20 protein-coding genes and 1 tRNA gene are annotated in these 15971 nt (G+C 60.8%); 7 read left to right on the forward strand and 14 right to left on the reverse strand.

Annotated features, from left to right (window positions below):
* The first annotated feature begins 94 nt into the window (after positions 1-94).
* Positions 95-697 (forward strand): DUF2087 domain-containing protein, encoded by a 603-nt coding sequence (locus BM216_RS17795; RefSeq protein ID WP_093000557.1) that lies wholly within the window; start codon positions 95-97, stop codon positions 695-697.
* Here the strand turns inward: BM216_RS17795 and BM216_RS17800 are convergent.
* From BM216_RS17800 to BM216_RS17815, 4 genes are all read right to left on the reverse strand, one after another.
* Entirely contained in the window at positions 694-1530 is an 837-nt protein-coding gene (locus BM216_RS17800; protein ID WP_093000558.1) for a PhzF family phenazine biosynthesis protein, read from the reverse strand. The two genes, BM216_RS17795 and BM216_RS17800, sit on opposite strands and share 4 nt — an antisense overlap.
* A 207-nt stretch (positions 1531-1737) precedes the next feature.
* Entirely contained in the window at positions 1738-3726 is a 1989-nt protein-coding gene (locus tag BM216_RS17805; RefSeq protein WP_093000559.1) for a bifunctional 2',3'-cyclic-nucleotide 2'-phosphodiesterase/3'-nucleotidase, read from the reverse strand.
* Positions 3727-3815: 89 nt separating this feature from the next.
* Positions 3816-4154 carry a PilZ domain-containing protein gene (locus BM216_RS17810; RefSeq protein ID WP_093000560.1) on the reverse strand — a complete coding sequence of 113 codons (339 nt, stop codon included), beginning with the start codon at positions 4152-4154 and terminating at the stop codon, positions 3816-3818.
* A 143-nt stretch (positions 4155-4297) separates the two neighbouring features.
* Positions 4298-4759 carry an Lrp/AsnC family transcriptional regulator gene (locus tag BM216_RS17815; protein ID WP_093000737.1) on the reverse strand — a complete coding sequence of 154 codons (462 nt, stop codon included), beginning with the start codon at positions 4757-4759 and terminating at the stop codon, positions 4298-4300.
* 155 nt (positions 4760-4914) lie between these two features.
* Here BM216_RS17815 and ald point away from each other — a divergent pair, with 155 nt between their 5' ends.
* Positions 4915-6033 carry an alanine dehydrogenase gene (gene ald / locus BM216_RS17820; RefSeq protein ID WP_093000561.1) on the forward strand — a complete coding sequence of 373 codons (1119 nt, stop codon included), beginning with the start codon at positions 4915-4917 and terminating at the stop codon, positions 6031-6033.
* A 160-nt stretch (positions 6034-6193) separates the two neighbouring features.
* Positions 6194-6892: a PadR family transcriptional regulator gene (locus BM216_RS17825; protein ID WP_093000562.1), complete on the forward strand. Its 699-nt coding sequence runs from the start codon at positions 6194-6196 to the stop codon at positions 6890-6892.
* Positions 6893-6938: 46 nt separating this feature from the next.
* Here BM216_RS17825 and BM216_RS17830 read toward each other — a convergent pair whose 3' ends face one another.
* The 6 genes from BM216_RS17830 to BM216_RS17855 all read right to left on the reverse strand — a co-directional run bounded on the left by BM216_RS17830 (position 6939) and on the right by BM216_RS17855 (position 11467).
* Entirely contained in the window at positions 6939-7427 is a 489-nt protein-coding gene (locus tag BM216_RS17830) for a DUF1203 domain-containing protein (protein ID WP_093000563.1), read from the reverse strand.
* A gap of 39 nt (positions 7428-7466) precedes the next feature.
* Positions 7467-8135: a hypothetical protein gene (locus tag BM216_RS17835; RefSeq protein ID WP_093000564.1), complete on the reverse strand. Its 669-nt coding sequence runs from the start codon at positions 8133-8135 to the stop codon at positions 7467-7469.
* Positions 8136-8224: 89 nt separating this feature from the next.
* Positions 8225-8782 carry a GNAT family N-acetyltransferase gene (locus tag BM216_RS17840; RefSeq protein ID WP_093000565.1) on the reverse strand — a complete coding sequence of 186 codons (558 nt, stop codon included), beginning with the start codon at positions 8780-8782 and terminating at the stop codon, positions 8225-8227.
* Positions 8783-8790: 8 nt separating this feature from the next.
* The gene (gene sseA, locus BM216_RS17845; protein WP_093000566.1) at positions 8791-9651 is read right to left on the reverse strand and encodes a 3-mercaptopyruvate sulfurtransferase; all 861 of its coding nucleotides are present in this window, start codon (positions 9649-9651) and stop codon (positions 8791-8793) included.
* A gap of 24 nt (positions 9652-9675) precedes the next feature.
* Positions 9676-10413 carry an alanyl-tRNA editing protein gene (locus tag BM216_RS17850; RefSeq protein ID WP_093000567.1) on the reverse strand — a complete coding sequence of 246 codons (738 nt, stop codon included), beginning with the start codon at positions 10411-10413 and terminating at the stop codon, positions 9676-9678.
* A gap of 16 nt (positions 10414-10429) precedes the next feature.
* Entirely contained in the window at positions 10430-11467 is a 1038-nt protein-coding gene (locus tag BM216_RS17855) for a cysteine synthase A (protein WP_093000568.1), read from the reverse strand.
* A gap of 286 nt (positions 11468-11753) precedes the next feature.
* Between BM216_RS17855 and BM216_RS17860 the strand changes: the two genes are divergently transcribed.
* Entirely contained in the window at positions 11754-12401 is a 648-nt protein-coding gene (locus BM216_RS17860) for a ChrR family anti-sigma-E factor (RefSeq protein ID WP_093000569.1), read from the forward strand.
* Positions 12402-12475: 74 nt separating this feature from the next.
* Here the strand turns inward: BM216_RS17860 and BM216_RS17865 are convergent, their stop codons facing one another.
* Positions 12476-12718: a DUF982 domain-containing protein gene (locus BM216_RS17865; RefSeq protein WP_093000570.1), complete on the reverse strand. Its 243-nt coding sequence runs from the start codon at positions 12716-12718 to the stop codon at positions 12476-12478.
* A gap of 210 nt (positions 12719-12928) precedes the next feature.
* Here BM216_RS17865 and BM216_RS17870 point away from each other — a divergent pair, with 210 nt between their 5' ends.
* Positions 12929-13243, forward strand: coding sequence for a hypothetical protein (locus BM216_RS17870; protein WP_093000571.1), 315 nt, complete (start codon positions 12929-12931; stop codon positions 13241-13243).
* Positions 13244-13258: 15 nt separating this feature from the next.
* Here the strand turns inward: BM216_RS17870 and BM216_RS17875 are convergent, their stop codons facing one another.
* The gene (locus BM216_RS17875; RefSeq protein WP_093000572.1) at positions 13259-13534 is read right to left on the reverse strand and encodes a hypothetical protein; all 276 of its coding nucleotides are present in this window, start codon (positions 13532-13534) and stop codon (positions 13259-13261) included.
* A 149-nt stretch (positions 13535-13683) separates the two neighbouring features.
* On the opposite strand from BM216_RS17875, the gene BM216_RS17880 reads away from it, so the two are divergent.
* Positions 13684-13758, forward strand: a tRNA-Asn gene (locus tag BM216_RS17880).
* A 208-nt stretch (positions 13759-13966) separates the two neighbouring features.
* On the forward strand, positions 13967-14140 hold the full coding sequence (locus BM216_RS34055) for a hypothetical protein (protein WP_177230822.1): 174 nt from the start codon (positions 13967-13969) through the stop codon (positions 14138-14140).
* 105 nt (positions 14141-14245) lie between these two features.
* Here the strand turns inward: BM216_RS34055 and BM216_RS17885 are convergent, their stop codons facing one another.
* Both BM216_RS17885 and BM216_RS17890 read right to left on the reverse strand, forming a co-directional pair.
* Positions 14246-14887, reverse strand: a complete 642-nt coding sequence (locus tag BM216_RS17885) for an exopolysaccharide biosynthesis protein (protein ID WP_244530223.1) — start codon at positions 14885-14887, stop codon at positions 14246-14248.
* A gap of 612 nt (positions 14888-15499) precedes the next feature.
* Positions 15500-15757 (reverse strand): DUF982 domain-containing protein, encoded by a 258-nt coding sequence (locus tag BM216_RS17890; protein WP_093000574.1) that lies wholly within the window; start codon positions 15755-15757, stop codon positions 15500-15502.
* Positions 15758-15971: the final 214 nt, after the last annotated feature.

Raw genomic sequence — 15971 nt, forward strand, 5'->3', positions numbered from 1 at the left:
ATTTTTAAGAGATCAGCACTTATCCTGTGCCGAGGTCGACAAGACGGTGACCAGCGACATTCCAGACGGACCGGCACGCTTCAAAGGATAAGCCATGCCCAGAACCATCTTACCGATGGCCGTTTCCGATATGTCGGCCTTTGCCAAATCCCTGCGCGGCGAGATCGACAGGCTCGACCACAAGCCGAGCCATGTGGAGATGCTCAATCTCCTCAGCCGCGCTGCGGGATTTCGCAACTTCCAGCATTTTCGTTCAGCGGCCGAAAATACCGCGGTGATCGAACGCGACAACATCGCCGTCGAACCTGAACCGCAGGCCGACGAGACCCGCGTCATGCGCACGCTACGCGTCTTCGACCGTGAGGGTCTCATTGTCCGCTGGCCGACCAAGCGCTCGCAGCAGGAGCTTTGCCTCTGGTTCCTGTGGCCGAGGATCCCGCGCGGGCGCGTCTTTTCCGAGCGCGAGATCAGCGAGTTTCTGAACGGGCTGCACCTGTTCGGAGATTCGGCGCTGCTGCGTCGCGACCTGTTCGATCTCGGTCTCGTGACACGCAATCGCGACGGCAGCGACTATCGCCGCATCGAGCGCAAGCCGCCGCCGGAACTGGCGCTGTTGTGGAAGCGCGTCCGGATGACGCCGGTAAGGGTGGCGCCGGTTTCGGCCAGCCGGCAGAAGCCTGGCGTGAGCGCGGCTTAGAGCGAAAGCGTGCCGGAAATGCAGGTCGCGATCTCGCCGCCGATCCAGATATCGTCGCCGAACTTGTCGACATGTACCCGTCCGGCACGGCCGAGCACCGTGCCCTGGGCAGCGACATAGCGCTCAGGTGCCACGCCCGTACCGATCAGCCACTGGGCGAGCCCGGCATTGAGACTGCCCGTTACCGGATCCTCGTAGCCGTTGCGGGTGAAGGCGCGCACTTCGAACTGCGCGTCTTCGCCATCCAGCTTCGGATCGAAGGGGCCGACCAGGCCGACACGGGCACCGGCCAGGATGGAATAGTCCGGTCTGACAGCGAGCACGTCTGCTCGCGACGGCAGAAGCACGCCGATCCAGTCCGGCCCGTTCTCACACCAGTTTGAATCGACGATCATCGATGTCGGCAGGTTGATACCCCTGGCGATCCGTTCCACCAGTTCGGGATCGACCGGGCCGCTGCGCTTCAGCGGTGGCGCGGCGAAGGCAAGGCGCTGGCCATCGCGGCGGATGCGCACCAGGCCTGCGCCGCATTCCTGCACGATCTCGCCCTCCGGCGCCTCCGCCGCCTGGCTCAGCCAGACATGGGCGCTGCCGAGCGTCGGATGACCGGCAAAGGGCAGTTCCTGGGTCGGCGTGAAGATGCGAACCCGGTAATGCGCCGTTGGGGCGGTCGGCTGCAGCAGGAAGGTCGTTTCGCTGAGATTGGTCCAGTTGGCGAAGGCCTGCATGTCGGCGTCGCTCAGCGCATCTGCGCCGATGACGACAGCAAGAGGATTGCCGCGCATCGGCTGGGAGGAAAAGACGTCGACCTGCTGGAAGGAGAAAGTGGGCATGGAGAGTTTCATCCAGTGAATGGAGATGTGTCTGTGAGACCTTGCGAAAAAATCTGCACCTCATTCCTGTGCCCTAGGGCTTCGCCCACGGAATGTCACAGGAGTTCAGCCGCCACGCGTCTGCGTGGCGAATGACGCCTTTCCAGCCCAAGGACTTAGGCTGGCTGGATCCCTGTGACAAGCACAGGGATGAGGGAGGTTGAGGCGTCACAGCACCAGCCGGAACTTGGCAAAACCGTTTTCGCCTTCGCCGGCATCCTCGATCTTGGCGCCCTTGATCTCGGCGGCGAAGGTGCGGGCCTTCGGGCCGGTCTCGAAGATCGCCGTTGTGCCGGGCAGGGGCTTGAACGACCAGTTGTCGTCGGCGGACGGGTTGATCGTGCCCTGGTCGACGATATAGCGGACGATCACGTCGCGGTTGGTGTCCGGCGCGACGAAGATCACCTTGTCACCGGCGATATCCGGGAACTTGCCGCCGCCACCGGCGCGGTAGTTGTTCGTTGCGACAACGAATTTCTGTTCAGGATCAATCGGTTTTCCGTCGAACTTCAAGTCGACGATGCGGTTCGATCCGGGATTGACGAGCTTCCCGTCCTTGTCGAAACGGGCCGGCTGCGACAGGTCGATCTGGTAGGTGACGCCGTCGATGACGTCGTAATTGTAGGACGGAAAACCGTCGTTCAGCAGCGCCGCATCCTTGGCGCCGGCTTCGATGTGGTTGAACATGCCGGCCGACATTTCCAGCCAGTTCTTCACCTGCGCGCCGTTGATCAGCACAGCCTGGACAGTGTTCGGATAGAGATAGAGATCGGCGACGTTCTTGATGGCGATGTCGCCAGTCGGCACGTCGGTGTAATATTCGGCGCCGCCGCGGCCGCCGGCCTTGAAGGGTGCTGCGGCGGACAGGACCGGATAGTCCTTGTACTGGCCGTCCTTCAGCATGTCCTTGATGTACCAGGTCTGCGCGTTCGAGACGATCTGCACCGACGGATCGTCGGCGACGAGGGCGAAATAGGAATACAGTGGGGCCGAGGTCTTGCCGACCGGGCGGCGGACATAGGCGAGGGTGGCTTCGTGCTCCGCCTTGATGGCCGCCAGCACTTCCGGCTTGTCCTTGACGTCGGCCACGACCTTGCGGTTCTCGTCGCGATGGTAGATCGGTCGCGCCTCCGAGGTGGAATCGACGATCTTCCAGCTGTTGCCGTCCTTTTCGAGCAGAAGGTCGATCAGGCCCATATGCGAGCCCCAGAATCCGGCCATGACGGCGGGCTTGCCCATCAGCGTGCCCTTCTTGGCATCGGCGCCTGCAATGCCGTCGAAATCCTTGGGGCCGGGGAAAACAAGGTGCTGGTGGCCGGTGAAGATCGCGTCGATGCCTTCGATACCGGCGAGATAGAGCGAGGCGTTTTCCATCCGCTCGCTCTGCCCGGAGCCGTCGATGCCGGAATGTGAAAGGGCGATGACGATATCCGCCCCCCCCTCCTTCATCACGGGAACCCAGGCCTTGGCTGCGTCGACGATGTCGCGCGTCTGCGCCTTGCCTTCGAGGTTCTTGGCATCCCAGACCATGATCTGTGGCGGCACGAAGCCGATGAAGCCGACCTTGATCGGGCTGGTCGCGCCGGAGCCGTCGCGGATCTGCTTCTCGATGATCACATAGGGCTTGAAAAAGAGTTCATCCTGCTTGGGATCGGATGCCAGCATGCCTTTGGTAAGGTTGGCACAAACATAGGGGAACCCGGAGCCGCCAAGGACCTTGAACATGAAATCGAGGCCATAGTTGAACTCGTGGTTTCCGAGCGTGCCGACATCATAGCCGAGCACGTTCATGGCGGTGATGACCGGATGCTTGTCGCCTTCCTTCATGCCGCGCTCGTAGGCGATGTAATCGCCGAGCGGATTGCCCTGGAGGAAGTCGCCATTGTCGACCAGCATCGAGTTCCCAGCCTCCGCGCGGATCGCATCGACGATCGAGGCGGTGCGGGACAGACCGAGCGTGTCGTTCGGCTTGTCGGCATAGTAGTCGTAGGGGAAGACATGGACGTGGATGTCCGTCGTTTCCATGATCCTGAGATGCGCCTGATTGGCCTGGGCGTGCGCCGCAAACGGATGCAGCATGACCAGTGCGGACGAAGCGGCGAGGCCACCGAGCACGGTACGGCGTGAGATCGTCAGGGATGGATTGGAGGACGTCATGATATCTCCCTCTGTCATTGATGTGCGCGACACTAGGCCCATTCGCACGGGCGTGCATCACCTAAATGAGAGGGGGCGGGATATCCGTCTCAGCGCGTCAGGACAGGCTTGATGTCCTGGTGGAAGAAGCGGAAGTAGGAGGCCACCTGGGCTGCCGCGTTCGTATTGGGGCGAAATGCGATGCCGAGCCGGCCGCTGTGATACCACTTCACGGTGCCTTCAAGCACGCCGAGCTCTTCGCTTTCGATGCGCACCGGGCTGCCGGCAGCGGCGTTGAACGGACTGCCGATATCGAGAGCGAGGCCGCTCTCGGAAAGATCCACGACGCGCCCCTTGGCCGACTGGCTGTAATATTTCACCGTGCCGAAAATGCGCGTCTTCCGGCGCGCTGCCGAACGGGTCTTCATATTGAGATTGTTGGCCGACATGAAAGGCGATCCCTGTTTCCTTGCCCTTATGTAACGGGCAGACATTGAAACGCCTTTAGCCGGCATCATCAAATTGTAACGAAGCCGGATATCGCCGTCTTGCTGTGTGAGGCCCGCCGGCCACCGGGAGGCCGGCGGGTATTTCACAGGCCGACATTCGGCCGGTCGACGACCTCGCGCAGCGAAAAGCTGGAATTGATCTTCACTACATGGGGCAAGGCGGACAGCCAGTCACGGTGGATGCGCTCGTAATCCGCCAGATCCTTGGCAGCGACGCGCAGGATATAGTCGTATTCGCCCGACATCAGGTAGCAGACCAGAACATTGGGGCAGAGTTTCACCGCTGCCTCGAATTCCGTCAGGGTCTTGGCGAACTGGCCCGATAGCGAGATATGGACGATCACCATCATCTTGTAGTCGAGCGCCGCGTTGGAAAGGCGGGCGTGATAGCCGCTGATCGTGCCGGTCTTTTCCAAGATGTCGAGGCGGCGCGAACAGGCGGATGGCGACAGGCCGACCTTCTGCGCCAGCTCGGCATTGGAAATGCGGCCATGATCTTGCAGAACCCGCATGATGGCATGATCGATGGCATCAAGGCTGCTCATTCGGAGATCCTTCGAATATCTTGCAAGATGCTGCAATAATCTCCGAAAATCGTGTTTTCGGCAATTCGTCTTTGCAAGGACGTGCCGTCACTTTTCTGTTGTTCTTCTCGCGAGAGCTTCTACGATAAAAATCGCACAACGGGAGGAAAAACCGCATGCGTGTCGGGTGTCCGAAGGAAATCAAGAATCATGAATATCGCGTCGGCCTGACGCCGGGTGCGGTGCGCGAATACGTCGCCCACGGCCATGATGTGCTGATCGAGACCAAGGCTGGTGCCGGCATCGGTGCGGATGATGCAGCCTATCAGGCGGCCGGTGCAAGGATCGTGGGTTCGGCCGGCGAGATCTTCGAAAAGTCCGACATGGTGGTGAAGGTCAAGGAACCGCAGCCGGGCGAATGGGTGCAGTTGCGCGAGGGCCAAATTCTCTACACCTATCTTCATCTCGCTCCCGATCCCGAACAGACCAAAGGATTGCTCGCCTCCGGCGTGACGGCCGTCGCCTACGAGACCGTCACCGATGACCGCGGCGGGCTGCCGCTTCTCGCGCCGATGTCGGAGGTCGCCGGTCGTCTGGCGATCCAGGCCGGCGCCACGGCGCTGCAGAAGGCCAATGGCGGTCGCGGCATCCTGCTTGGCGGCGTGCCCGGCGTGCTGCCGGCCAAGGTGGCGGTGATCGGCGGCGGAGTGGTGGGCCTGCATGCTGCCCGCATGGCGACCGGCCTCGGCGCCGATGTCTCGATCATCGACCGCTCGCTGCCGCGCCTGCGTCAGCTGGACGATCTTTTCGGCGGACGCGTCCATACCCGTTATTCGACCATCGACGCTCTTGAGGAAGAGGTGTTTTCCGCCGATCTGGTCATCGGTGCGGTGCTTATTCCAGGTGCCGCGGCACCGAAGTTGGTCAGCCGGGAAATGCTGTCGGGAATGAAGCAGGGCGCGGTCATGGTCGATGTCGCGATCGATCAGGGCGGCTGCTTCGAAACATCCCATGCGACGACCCATTCCGATCCGACCTATGTGGTCGACGGTATCGTGCACTACTGCGTCGCCAACATGCCGGGCGCGGTTCCGGTGACCTCCGCCCATGCGCTCAACAATGCCACGCTCCAGCACGGTCTGGCGCTTGCCGACCGCGGCCTGAGGGCGATCGCCGAGGATCGGCACCTGCGCAACGGCCTGAATGTCCACAAGGGACGCGTCACCAGCCAGCCGGTGGCCGAGGCGCTCGGCTATGAAGCCTTTGCGCCGGAAGGCCTGCTGAACGTTGCCTGATCGACCGCCTACTTAACTCGAAAACGCCGGATGCAATCGCGTCCGGCGTTTTTCTGTCTGAGAAATCAATTCGATATTATTTAGATATATCGAATGGCTTGCGCGTTTGCGAATTGAGACTATCTTTAGATATATCGAAAGATAGTTCTAGGAGACGAAAATGTTTGGACACAAGTTCGAAGGCCGCCATGGATGCGGCGAGCGTGAAGGCCGCAGGCCTTTCGAGGAAATCTTCGCCATGCGTGGTGGTCCGTTCAGCCGAGGTTTCGGCGGTCCGGGTCGCGGTGGACGTGGTGGCCCCGGGGGCGGACCCGGCGGTGGTCGCGGTTTTGGCGATGACGGCGATGGTCGCATCGGCCGTTTCCTGATGCAGGGCGACCTGCGTCTGCTAGTTCTGGCGCTGATCGAGAAGGAGCCGCGCCACGGCTATGAGATCATCAAGCATATCGAGGACATGACCTACGGGTTTTATGCCCCGAGCCCCGGCGTCATCTATCCGACGCTGACTTATCTCGAGGAAGCCGGTTACGTGGTCTCCGAGGCGGACGGAAACAAGAAGCGCTATGCCATCACAGACGAGGGCCGCGCCCATCTGGAAGAGAACCGCAGCTTTGCCGCGACCATTCTCGACAGGCTTTCCGAGCTTGCCGAGCGTATCAAGCAACGGCAGGAACGCAGCGAACACAAGCACAGGGAACGCGGACCTGACCTGCCGCGCAGTGTCGATGCCGCACTTCTGAACCTGCGCGAAGTGATAGCCGGAAAACTCGAAAACGACGAGAAGAAAGCCGGTGATATGGTCAAGCTTCTGCTGCAGATCGCCGAGGATCTCGACAAGGGTGACGACACGCCGAACTGAAGACGCAAAGAATGGCGCGCGACCTTCCAGGCGGCGCGCTTTGCATTCAGGCTGACGGTGCCATGTTGGCCCTGTCGATCCGGAACTGGTAGCAGTTGTTGCGCGCCGAGCGCACATGCACATAGGCAATGTCATCGCGTGCGAGCAGGCTGTTCGCGCGCTCGGGGATATCGCCTGTCGGCGTCACGGCGCCGCTTCCGTAAACGATCCGGTCGTCGGAGCCGTAACCGCGGACGATATAATCCGGGCTCGACAGGATGGGCGGGAGGACTTCTTCAGCGACATAGCGCGGGCAGGGTTCGGCATGCAGGAAGATGGGGCCGGTTTCCGCATAGGGTTGCAGTGCCGGGAAGGGCCGATAGGCGAGCACGAAAAATGCTTCGCCGGCATCGATATTTTTCAGACAATGACGGCAGGGATGGCCGGGGCCATCGGATATCTGCCGTTCGGCTAGTTGGCCATAGGCGTCTGTACCGCCTCCCCAGACATGGTCTGCATCTGCGCTTGGCATGGCAGTGAACCGGATCGTCGACATGGCATCCTCCTTGAGTGGAAAGCCATGTGATGCCGTCTCTCAGCTCTCGTTGCCACCCGATTCCTGCGCGGAGAGATCGGAGAAGATGAAGAACAGGCCGGCAATCATGGCAAGATAGGCACAGAGTTCGGACAGTTCTTCGAGAAGCTGGGCGACATGGCCATCCACCCATTCGCTGATCGGCACCGGCGGCAAGTGGCCTTCCGAAGCGGTGGAAATCAGCATGCCGATTGCGGTGAAAAGCATGGAGAAGATCGGCACGCGCCGCTGCTTCAGGAGGTCGATCCCGACAAAGGAGAGGCGCTTCACGACGATGATCGCGATCGTCGTAAGGATGAGAGCCGCGACAGCGGGAGCGACTGCCGGCTTGTACCAGAGATAACGCGAGGCAAAGAGCGGGCCGTGATCGCCGATGCTCGTCGGGTCGAAGAAGACCGCACCCCAGCTGAGTTCGCGCCCGATCAGCACAAGCAGCACCGGTGCTGCGGCAAGGCCGAACCAGCGGCCCGGATCGCTTGCCTTGCGGAAGAACAGAAGCGAGGCGGCAAAGCCCAGCCCGATGAGGATGACCTGGGCATTCTCGATCGGTTGGTTCTCATGGCTCCACCAGGAGGGTAGGGCGAGAGCCAGCGGATAACAGGCGGCCAGAAGGATCAGCGAAAGGCAAAGGAGTGTGGATGCGGCGAAGCGCCAGGTGCGTGTGCTCATTGTGACAGGACTATGACGCAGCTCTGCCGCCTGCAACCCGAAGCGCTACAATCCCCAGGAAAATGAACGTGATACAGGGCGCGCCGGAATCAGCTTTCCAGCGCTGCCAGGATCTGGGCGTCGGTCATCGGCAGGATCTCGCCCTCGGCCATGCTGACGGGCGAAAAACCCATCATCTGGTAAAGCTGGATCGCGCGCGGATGATCGAGATTGTTGGTGGTAACAGTCACCTTGACCGGATTGTCCTGCCAGGCGGCGTAAAGCGCCTGCAGCAGGAACCACTTGCCGATACCAAGCCCCATCGCCCGTTCGAACAGACCGAAATAGGAGAGCTCGACCACGTCGTCGGCCTGCTTGGCGAGTTCGAAAAAGCCCGCCGGTGCGCCATCGACATAAAGCACGCAGATCGAAACCGCGGGATCATGGATCACGGCTGTCAGCTCGTCGTTGTTAAGGCGCAGCCGCTCATACCATTGCCACCGCTTGCCGATCTGCCGGTAGAGATAGCGATAGAAATGCAGCGGGATTTCCGGCGCCCGCATGATTGCGGTCTGTACGTTGACGGGCACCGGCAGGCTGGTACGCGGTGGCGCCGTCATCTCGAGTTGCGTGACATGGACCTTGAGCGGAGCAGGTTTTTTCGCCATCGAGGATCCTAACGCGGGTCTGCCGGGCCGGTCACGATGGGAGTGTCCTCGAGGGAGCCCCATTCGGTCCATGACCCGTCGTAAAGCGCATTGTCCTCGTGGCCGAGGGATTCCAGCGCCAGCGTTATGATGGCTGCGGTGATGCCGGAACCGCAACTGGTGACGATCGGCTTGCCGAAATCGATGCCGGCATCCTCGATCGCCTGGCGCAGTTCCGGAAGAGTGCGAAGCTTGCCATTGGCCGAAAACGTGCCTGACGGAAGGCTTCGGGCGCCCGGCATATGGCCGGAGCGCATGTCCGCCCGCGGTTCCGGCTCGGTCCCGGCGAAGCGGCCGGCGGAACGTGCGTCGGCGATCTGGGCGGAACCGTCGCTGATGATGCCGAGCATGGTCTGAAGGTCGATGATCTTGTCTACGCGAACCTTGGCGTCGAAGGTCACCGGCTCGGGCGAGGGGCTTGTCGTTTCCAGTTCGCGACCTTCGGCCTTCCAGCCGTCGAGACCGCCATCCAGCACGAAGACATTCTGCGCGCCCATGGTACGGAACAACCACCAGCCGCGTGGCGCGGAGAAAATGCCCGGGCCGTCATAGATGACGATGCGGTCGGTTTCCTTGATGCCGAGCCTGCCGACGGCTTCTGCGAAGACCTCCGGTGAAGGAACCATGTGTGGCAGACTGGTCGAATGATCGGCAACCTTGTCGTGGTCGAAGCGAACGGCGCCGGGAATGTGGCCAGCGAGATATTCCGCGTCGGCGTTACGGTTCTGCGCCGCGAGGTAGAAAGACGCATCGACGATCTTGAGGTCGGGAGCGCCAAGCTCACCGGCCAGCCAGTCGGACGAAACCACGAAACGGCTTGTCTCGCTCATGTCATATCTCCTCAAGCCCTGTTGTCAGGCGTCTGTAGCAGGTTCGCCGAACCGGATGCGGAAGCGGCGATTTTCCTTGCCCTTCTTTTCGATCTTGGCGATGTGGATGGCGCCGACCTCCGAGGTCCGCGCGACATGGGTGCCGCCGCAGGGCTGGCTGTCGATGCTTGAATTCTCGCCGATGCAGACGAGGCTGACACGGCCGAGCCCGACCGGCGGGCGGACGTTCTTCGATTTGACGATGCCCGGATTGGCGGCAAGCTCTTCGTCGGTGATCCACTGAACATAGACCGGATGGTCCGCCGTCACGAGTTCCATCAGGCGCGCCGTGACTTCGTCCTTGTCCATCGGGTCGGTCACGTCGAAGTCGATCCGCGCGTCTTCCTCGCCGACGGCTGCACCGGTGACTGGGTAGGGGCAGATGACCGAAAGCAGGTGGCATGCGGTGTGCATCCGCATGAGGTTGAAACGGCGCGGCCAGTCGATCTGCAGCGTCACCTTTTCGCCGACCACCGGCTGCGCCTCGCCTTCGAGCGGCACATGGAGGACGATATCCTTGGTCGCCCCGTGGCGCGCCTGGCCAAGTATGATGCGGCTGCCGTCAGCCCGTTCGACAAAGCCGGTATCGCCCGGCTGTCCGCCCGATGTGGCGTAGAAGCAGGTGCGGTCGAACTCAATGCCGCCATCGTCATGGATGGCCGTCACAACCGCTTCGGTCGCGGCAAGATAGAAGTCATCGCGGTAAAGCAATTGGGAAGGCATGAAATGCTCGCTCGGCTCAAACCGTTTCGAAGGGAACCGGGATCTGACGCTTCTGCGTCAGCCACTGCGGGATCGGAAGGCCCTTCGATTTCAGGAAATCGGGATTGAAGAGCTTCGACTGATAGCGGTTGCCGTAGTCGCACAGCACGGTGACGATCGTGTGCCCCGGACCGAGATCCTCGGCGAGGCGGATAGCGCCGGCGATGTTGATGCCGGACGAACCGCCCAGGCACAGGCCTTCATGCTCGACGAGGTCGAAGATGATCGGCAGCGCTTCGGCATCCGGTACCCGGTAGGAGAAGTCCGGCGTGAACCCTTCGAGATTGGCGGTGATTCGACCCTGGCCGATACCTTCGGTGATCGAGTTGCCTTCAGACTTGAGTTCGCCATGGGCGTAATATTCGTAGAGCGCCGCGCCATCGGGGTCCGCGATGCCGATCTTGATGTCGGGGTTCTTTGACTTGAGACCCATGGCGACGCCGACCAGAGTGCCGCCGGAGCCGACCGAGCAGATAAAGCCATCGACCTTGCCAGCGGTCTGTTCCCAGATTTCCGGTGCGGTCGTCTCGATATGGGCCTGGCGGTTCGCGACATTGTCGAACTGGTTTGCCCAGATCGCGCCTGCCGGCTCACTCTTTGCCATCTGTTCGGCGAGGCGGCCAGAAACCTTCACGTAATTGTTCGGGTTCTTGTAAGGCACCGCCGGAACCTCGACCAGTTCGGCGCCGGCAAGCCTGAGGGCGTCCTTCTTTTCCTGGCTCTGGGTTTCGGGAATGACGATGACGGTGCGATAGCCGAGCGCTTTCGCAACAAGGGTCAGGCCGATGCCGGTATTGCCAGCAGTTCCCTCGACGATCACGCCGCCCGGCCTCAGAAGGCCCTTGCGTTCCGCATCCCGTATGATGAAGAGCGCGGCGCGGTCCTTCACCGACTGGCCGGGATTGAGAAATTCGGCCTTGCCCAGGATCTCACAGCCGGTCTTGGCCGATGCGTCCCTGAGACGGATCAGTGGGGTATTGCCGATGATGTCGATGACGGAAGCGGAGGAGGTCATGTGATGTGCGCCCTGTTTGTCGCTGATTTAAGCCCCGTGTCTTGGATGGACAAGCGCCCGGTCACAAGAAATGTGTTTCCTTTAGCCGGGGCAGGGGCGAAATCACTTTTTTCTCAATGGGGAGGCATCGTTGCGACGGACGTGATCGTAAGTGCGCATGGAGATGCAGGACGACACCGACGCTGGGCAGGAAAAGGGCGGTCGGCCTGCGACAAATTATGGCCGGCTCCCCTCAAATCTAGCATCTTTACGGCGATGATGCCTCGTCTTAGATTTGGCGGCAGACATGTTGCTAAACCTGGAACGGCTCGATCTGTTGATTGCACATTATGTCGCTGGCTGCCTACCGGAGCCGGCGCATATCCTCGTGGGCTCTCATCTCGAAATGCAGCCGTCTTCCGGTCGCCTTGCCGATAGCCTGGATCACCTGGCCGGCGAGACGCTCGATGCAACGATGCCGCTGGCGCTGTCTTCGCGCGACGAACGCCTGCAGACGATCTTCGCCTCGCGCCCGCGGATCGACGCGCCGTCTCTGATGGCTGATCGTCGCGACCCGCGGCTGCCACGCTTTCTCAATGCCTATGCGGGCCGCAGGCTCGACGATGTGCCGTGGAAGATGAAGTTGCCCGGCTTGCGCCAGCATGTGATCGAAAAGTCTTCCGGCATGGAGGCGAGCCTTCTGTGGGCCCGGCCGGGCCGGGCTTTGCCGCATCACCGTCATCGCGGGCTCGAACTGACCCTCGTTCTCCAGGGCGCATTTGAGGATCATCGCGGAGCCTTCGGGCAGGGCGACGTTTCCGTCGCCGACGAAACGATTGTGCATCGGCCGGTGGCGACCAATGACAGCCCATGCCTGTGCTTTTCGGTGCTGCTAGCCCCGATCGCGCTAAGTGGCCCGACATTCAGGATTGTTGCGGATATTCTCGGCGTCTGAAGGCGCCGTCCTTGATCATTGACAGATCGACCTGCCGGAATGCGCGCGCCGTTATCAGAAACGGCGCGCGGCTCTCAGTTGACGTGCATTTGCGCTTCGCTGACAGCCTGCTCGAATTGCAGCCTTGCCTCTTCCGCCGTACGGCGTCCGTCCAGTGCGGCGCGGCATGCGCTTCTTGCGCGGACGAATTGCGGACCGCGCAGATCCGGCCAGCGATCGGTGAGAAGCCCGAGGGCTTCGGATGGGTTGTTGATGATCTCGGTTCCGAGATTTGCGAACACGACGTGAACCGGCTTCTGCCAACTTGCATGCGGCATGAACTATCCTCCCATTGTTCAGCCTTGCCTAACTGCGAGTTTACACGCGCAGTTCCCATCGCGCCAGATAAATTCGCGAGGCTGCATGCGCGCGATGGTCGCAAGCGGATTTCAGCTCGCGCAACGGCACCCGGCCGCATTGCACGGCCGATGGAACATGCGTTCCTGGCTACTGTTCTTTCTGCAGAGGCATAAAAACAGGAGACCAGGATGATAGTTCGATTTCTCGGCGCCGGTCTGATGTTGACAATGGCAGCAGCGCTGCCGGCGGAGGCTCAGCAACCGGATGCGAAGCCGCCGGCAGGGCAGGAGCGTTGCCAGCCGGGAGACAGCGGGCAGGAAGGCGGTGAGGCGCCTTCGGGGGATCTTTCGCGAAAGCTGGATGACTGCGATGGGGTTCTGAAAGCGCCATCAACCGGTGACCCCGGCATGGTGGAGCCCGCCCCGGATACGGGAGGCGGTCGCGTCATCAATCCCGATCAGTTGCCGGAGGGCTCCAATCCATCGAACGGCTCAGGCGGCTGAGTCGATGAACAAGCGTCAGCGGGAGCGTCGCCGGCGTGCCCACCAGACGACCAGCCGACGACGCCGGCGACGTACATAGGGAATGTCGTTCGACAGTACGACGAATCCGAGTGGCAGCATCCAGAACCCGAGGACCGGCAAAAAGCCCAGCGTGCCGCCCACCATCAGGGCAGAGCCGATGCCGATCCGGCCGGCACGCGAACGTGGCATAGGGATGTGGAAACTGCCTAGCGCGAGCTTTCCACTTCTCGGATCGATGCCAAAGCGCCGCGTTTGCCGTGTTTCAGCCATGAGGCCCAACCTTAATTTCTGTTATTTTTCAGGCCGCGAGATGGGGATGAACTGTGAATTAAACAAGCAAGTTGGATTTTTTTTGAAAAACCGCTTGGCAAATCGGAAAAGCATTTGTATTACCCGCCGCACACGCCGCAGCGCGGTGTTCCCTGGTAGCTCAGCGGTAGAGCATTCGACTGTTAATCGACAGGTCGCCGGTTCGAATCCGGCCCGGGGAGCCAGTTTCAAGAGTGCACCTGTTTTCATAGAAATATCTGAAAACAGGTGCTTCTCCTGAAGCCCCTTCTGTCTCATCTCTTTGACAATGACATGACACGCCGCGATCAATGATCGCCGCGCCTTCGCTTCCGGTTTTTCCAATTCACTGCACCAATACTTGACACTTTGGTTTCAGTGTGGAACAAAAGAAGAACAAAGATGGAGGTGCCAATGAACCGTGCCGATGAAGTCGCAAAACGTGCCCTGGCTCTGGTGGCAGCGTCCCGCGCGATGCGTGAACGCCATGAGCAGCAGAGGCGGGAGGTTTACGAGCGGGTGCAGATCGCAACGCTTCGCAAACCTCGGATCCCGAAGGGCATCCAGCTGAGATTGAACCTGCAATAGATCGTCCGCGCCTCGACACTACGCGGCGCCTGTACGGGTAGCAGCCGGGCAGGCGTATGACGCCTGCCGCAGCATATGGGCGGCCACTGGCAGGGCCGGCTGATATCAGCTGAAGAAGCTTGCGAGCCCCTGGCCGGCGCTGAAGGCGAGATAGGCGAGCACCACGAAATAGACGATCGTGATCACGTTGAACACGTGGCCTGCAAGCACGATCACGCCGTCCCGCTGCAGCATGCCGGCCGACAGAAGCAGGATCGCGATGCCGGGCAGGGTGTTGGAAAACGGAATGAGCCCGAGCGGGAACATCAGGAGCACGCCCGCAAGCGTGATCGCCATGCCGTTCAGCCGGTTGACGGTTGCACCGGTGGTGAAGGTCTGCATTCGCGGCTTGAGATAACGATCGAGCCGCGAAACGACATTGGCGCCCTTTTCCAGCGCGGGGCGAAGTTTCTCGGTGTCCATCTCGCGATCTAGGATCTTCTTCGGCAGCCAGGGCATGCGATTGAGCGTGATCGCGATGCTGACAAGAATGATGGCTGCGCCGAAGACTGTGCTGACGCCCGGAATGGAGACAGGGATGAGAAAGGGCAGGGAAGCGATGGCGCAGACGAGGAGCAGGCCCTGCTCGCCGATCCGGTCCATGAGTTCGCGCAACGTCACTGTCGGCCCGCGAATGCCGCGGATCAGGTCACGAAGGGTTTCGCTGAGCGATGCGTTGGTGTCCTGAAAGTCCGCCGTACCGTGCAATATCATACTCCCTTGCCGTAAAACACGCGGCATTGGATAGCAGCATCAGGACGTCAAGCAAAGCCAGCACCGATCAACTCCAGTCACGCCGGCTAGTTGTATCGCTATGCGGATGTCTGGCCCTAAGGCCTCATTTCTCGCGGGAATGCATCCAGCGGTCGTAAAGGCCACAGGCGGCGACAAAGGCCAGCGCAGCAAGCACGAACGGATTTATGGTGGTGAAAAACTCAAGGTAATGCATGTCGGTCTCCTCCTACCGCATGTTCCGTATCCGGCGTCTCCCACACCCGATACGCCTGAAAGAATATCATTATTCAGTAGAAATACCAAATGGATCATAATGCGGAATGGCATGGCCCGGCAGTCGGCAGGCGGGACGAGCAGATATATTGGCGGTGGTGAAGGCGTGCCTTGAGGTGCCGTCGACTTGTTAAGGTCGTCTGGTTTTTGCAGGTCGGAGATTTGTATCGCAGCCCGCGGCTGTTGCGGTGAAAGGATCTCCCGCTTGCGCCTTCACTTGAAGATCTATGTGCCGGCGTAAAATGACGCCGGCATCGATACGTGATCTCAAGCCGCATCCGGCAACTCGACGCGGCTTGCTTCGGCAGGAAATCAGCCGAGCATTCTTGCTTCGATGCTTGCAAGGACGAAGGTCTCGCGGACCCTTTCGATGGGGATTTGTCGCTGAAGCGACGCCGCGCATTCCTTCAGCGCGTTTGCATAATGCTGGCCTTCTCGCACCGGCCAGCGCCACTTCAGGTATTCGAGGGCCTCTTTTGGGCCTCTGATCGTCTCGGGAAAGCCGTAGCCGACCCGGACGCGGACTGGTTCAGACCACTGGGTCTGATCGACAACAAATATGTCACTCATTCAATACACCTTCATTCGCGGCGCACATAACGAGATGGAATCGGATTGGTTCCCGTCGTTTTCGAGAATTCACCGAGGCCTGGAGAGAAGAATTCCCGTCGATGATGATGGCCCACGAGCACGGTGCGAGGCTTGTGAAATCTTGCGCTTTTGTCTCGAACTGCGTGTGCCTGGGATGCCTCGCTCAATTGCGCTGGAGGACGCCGCCCGATGG

It is taken from the genome of Rhizobium sp. NFR07 (assembly GCF_900111905.1).
Taxonomy (GTDB): Bacteria; Pseudomonadota; Alphaproteobacteria; order Rhizobiales; family Rhizobiaceae; genus Neorhizobium.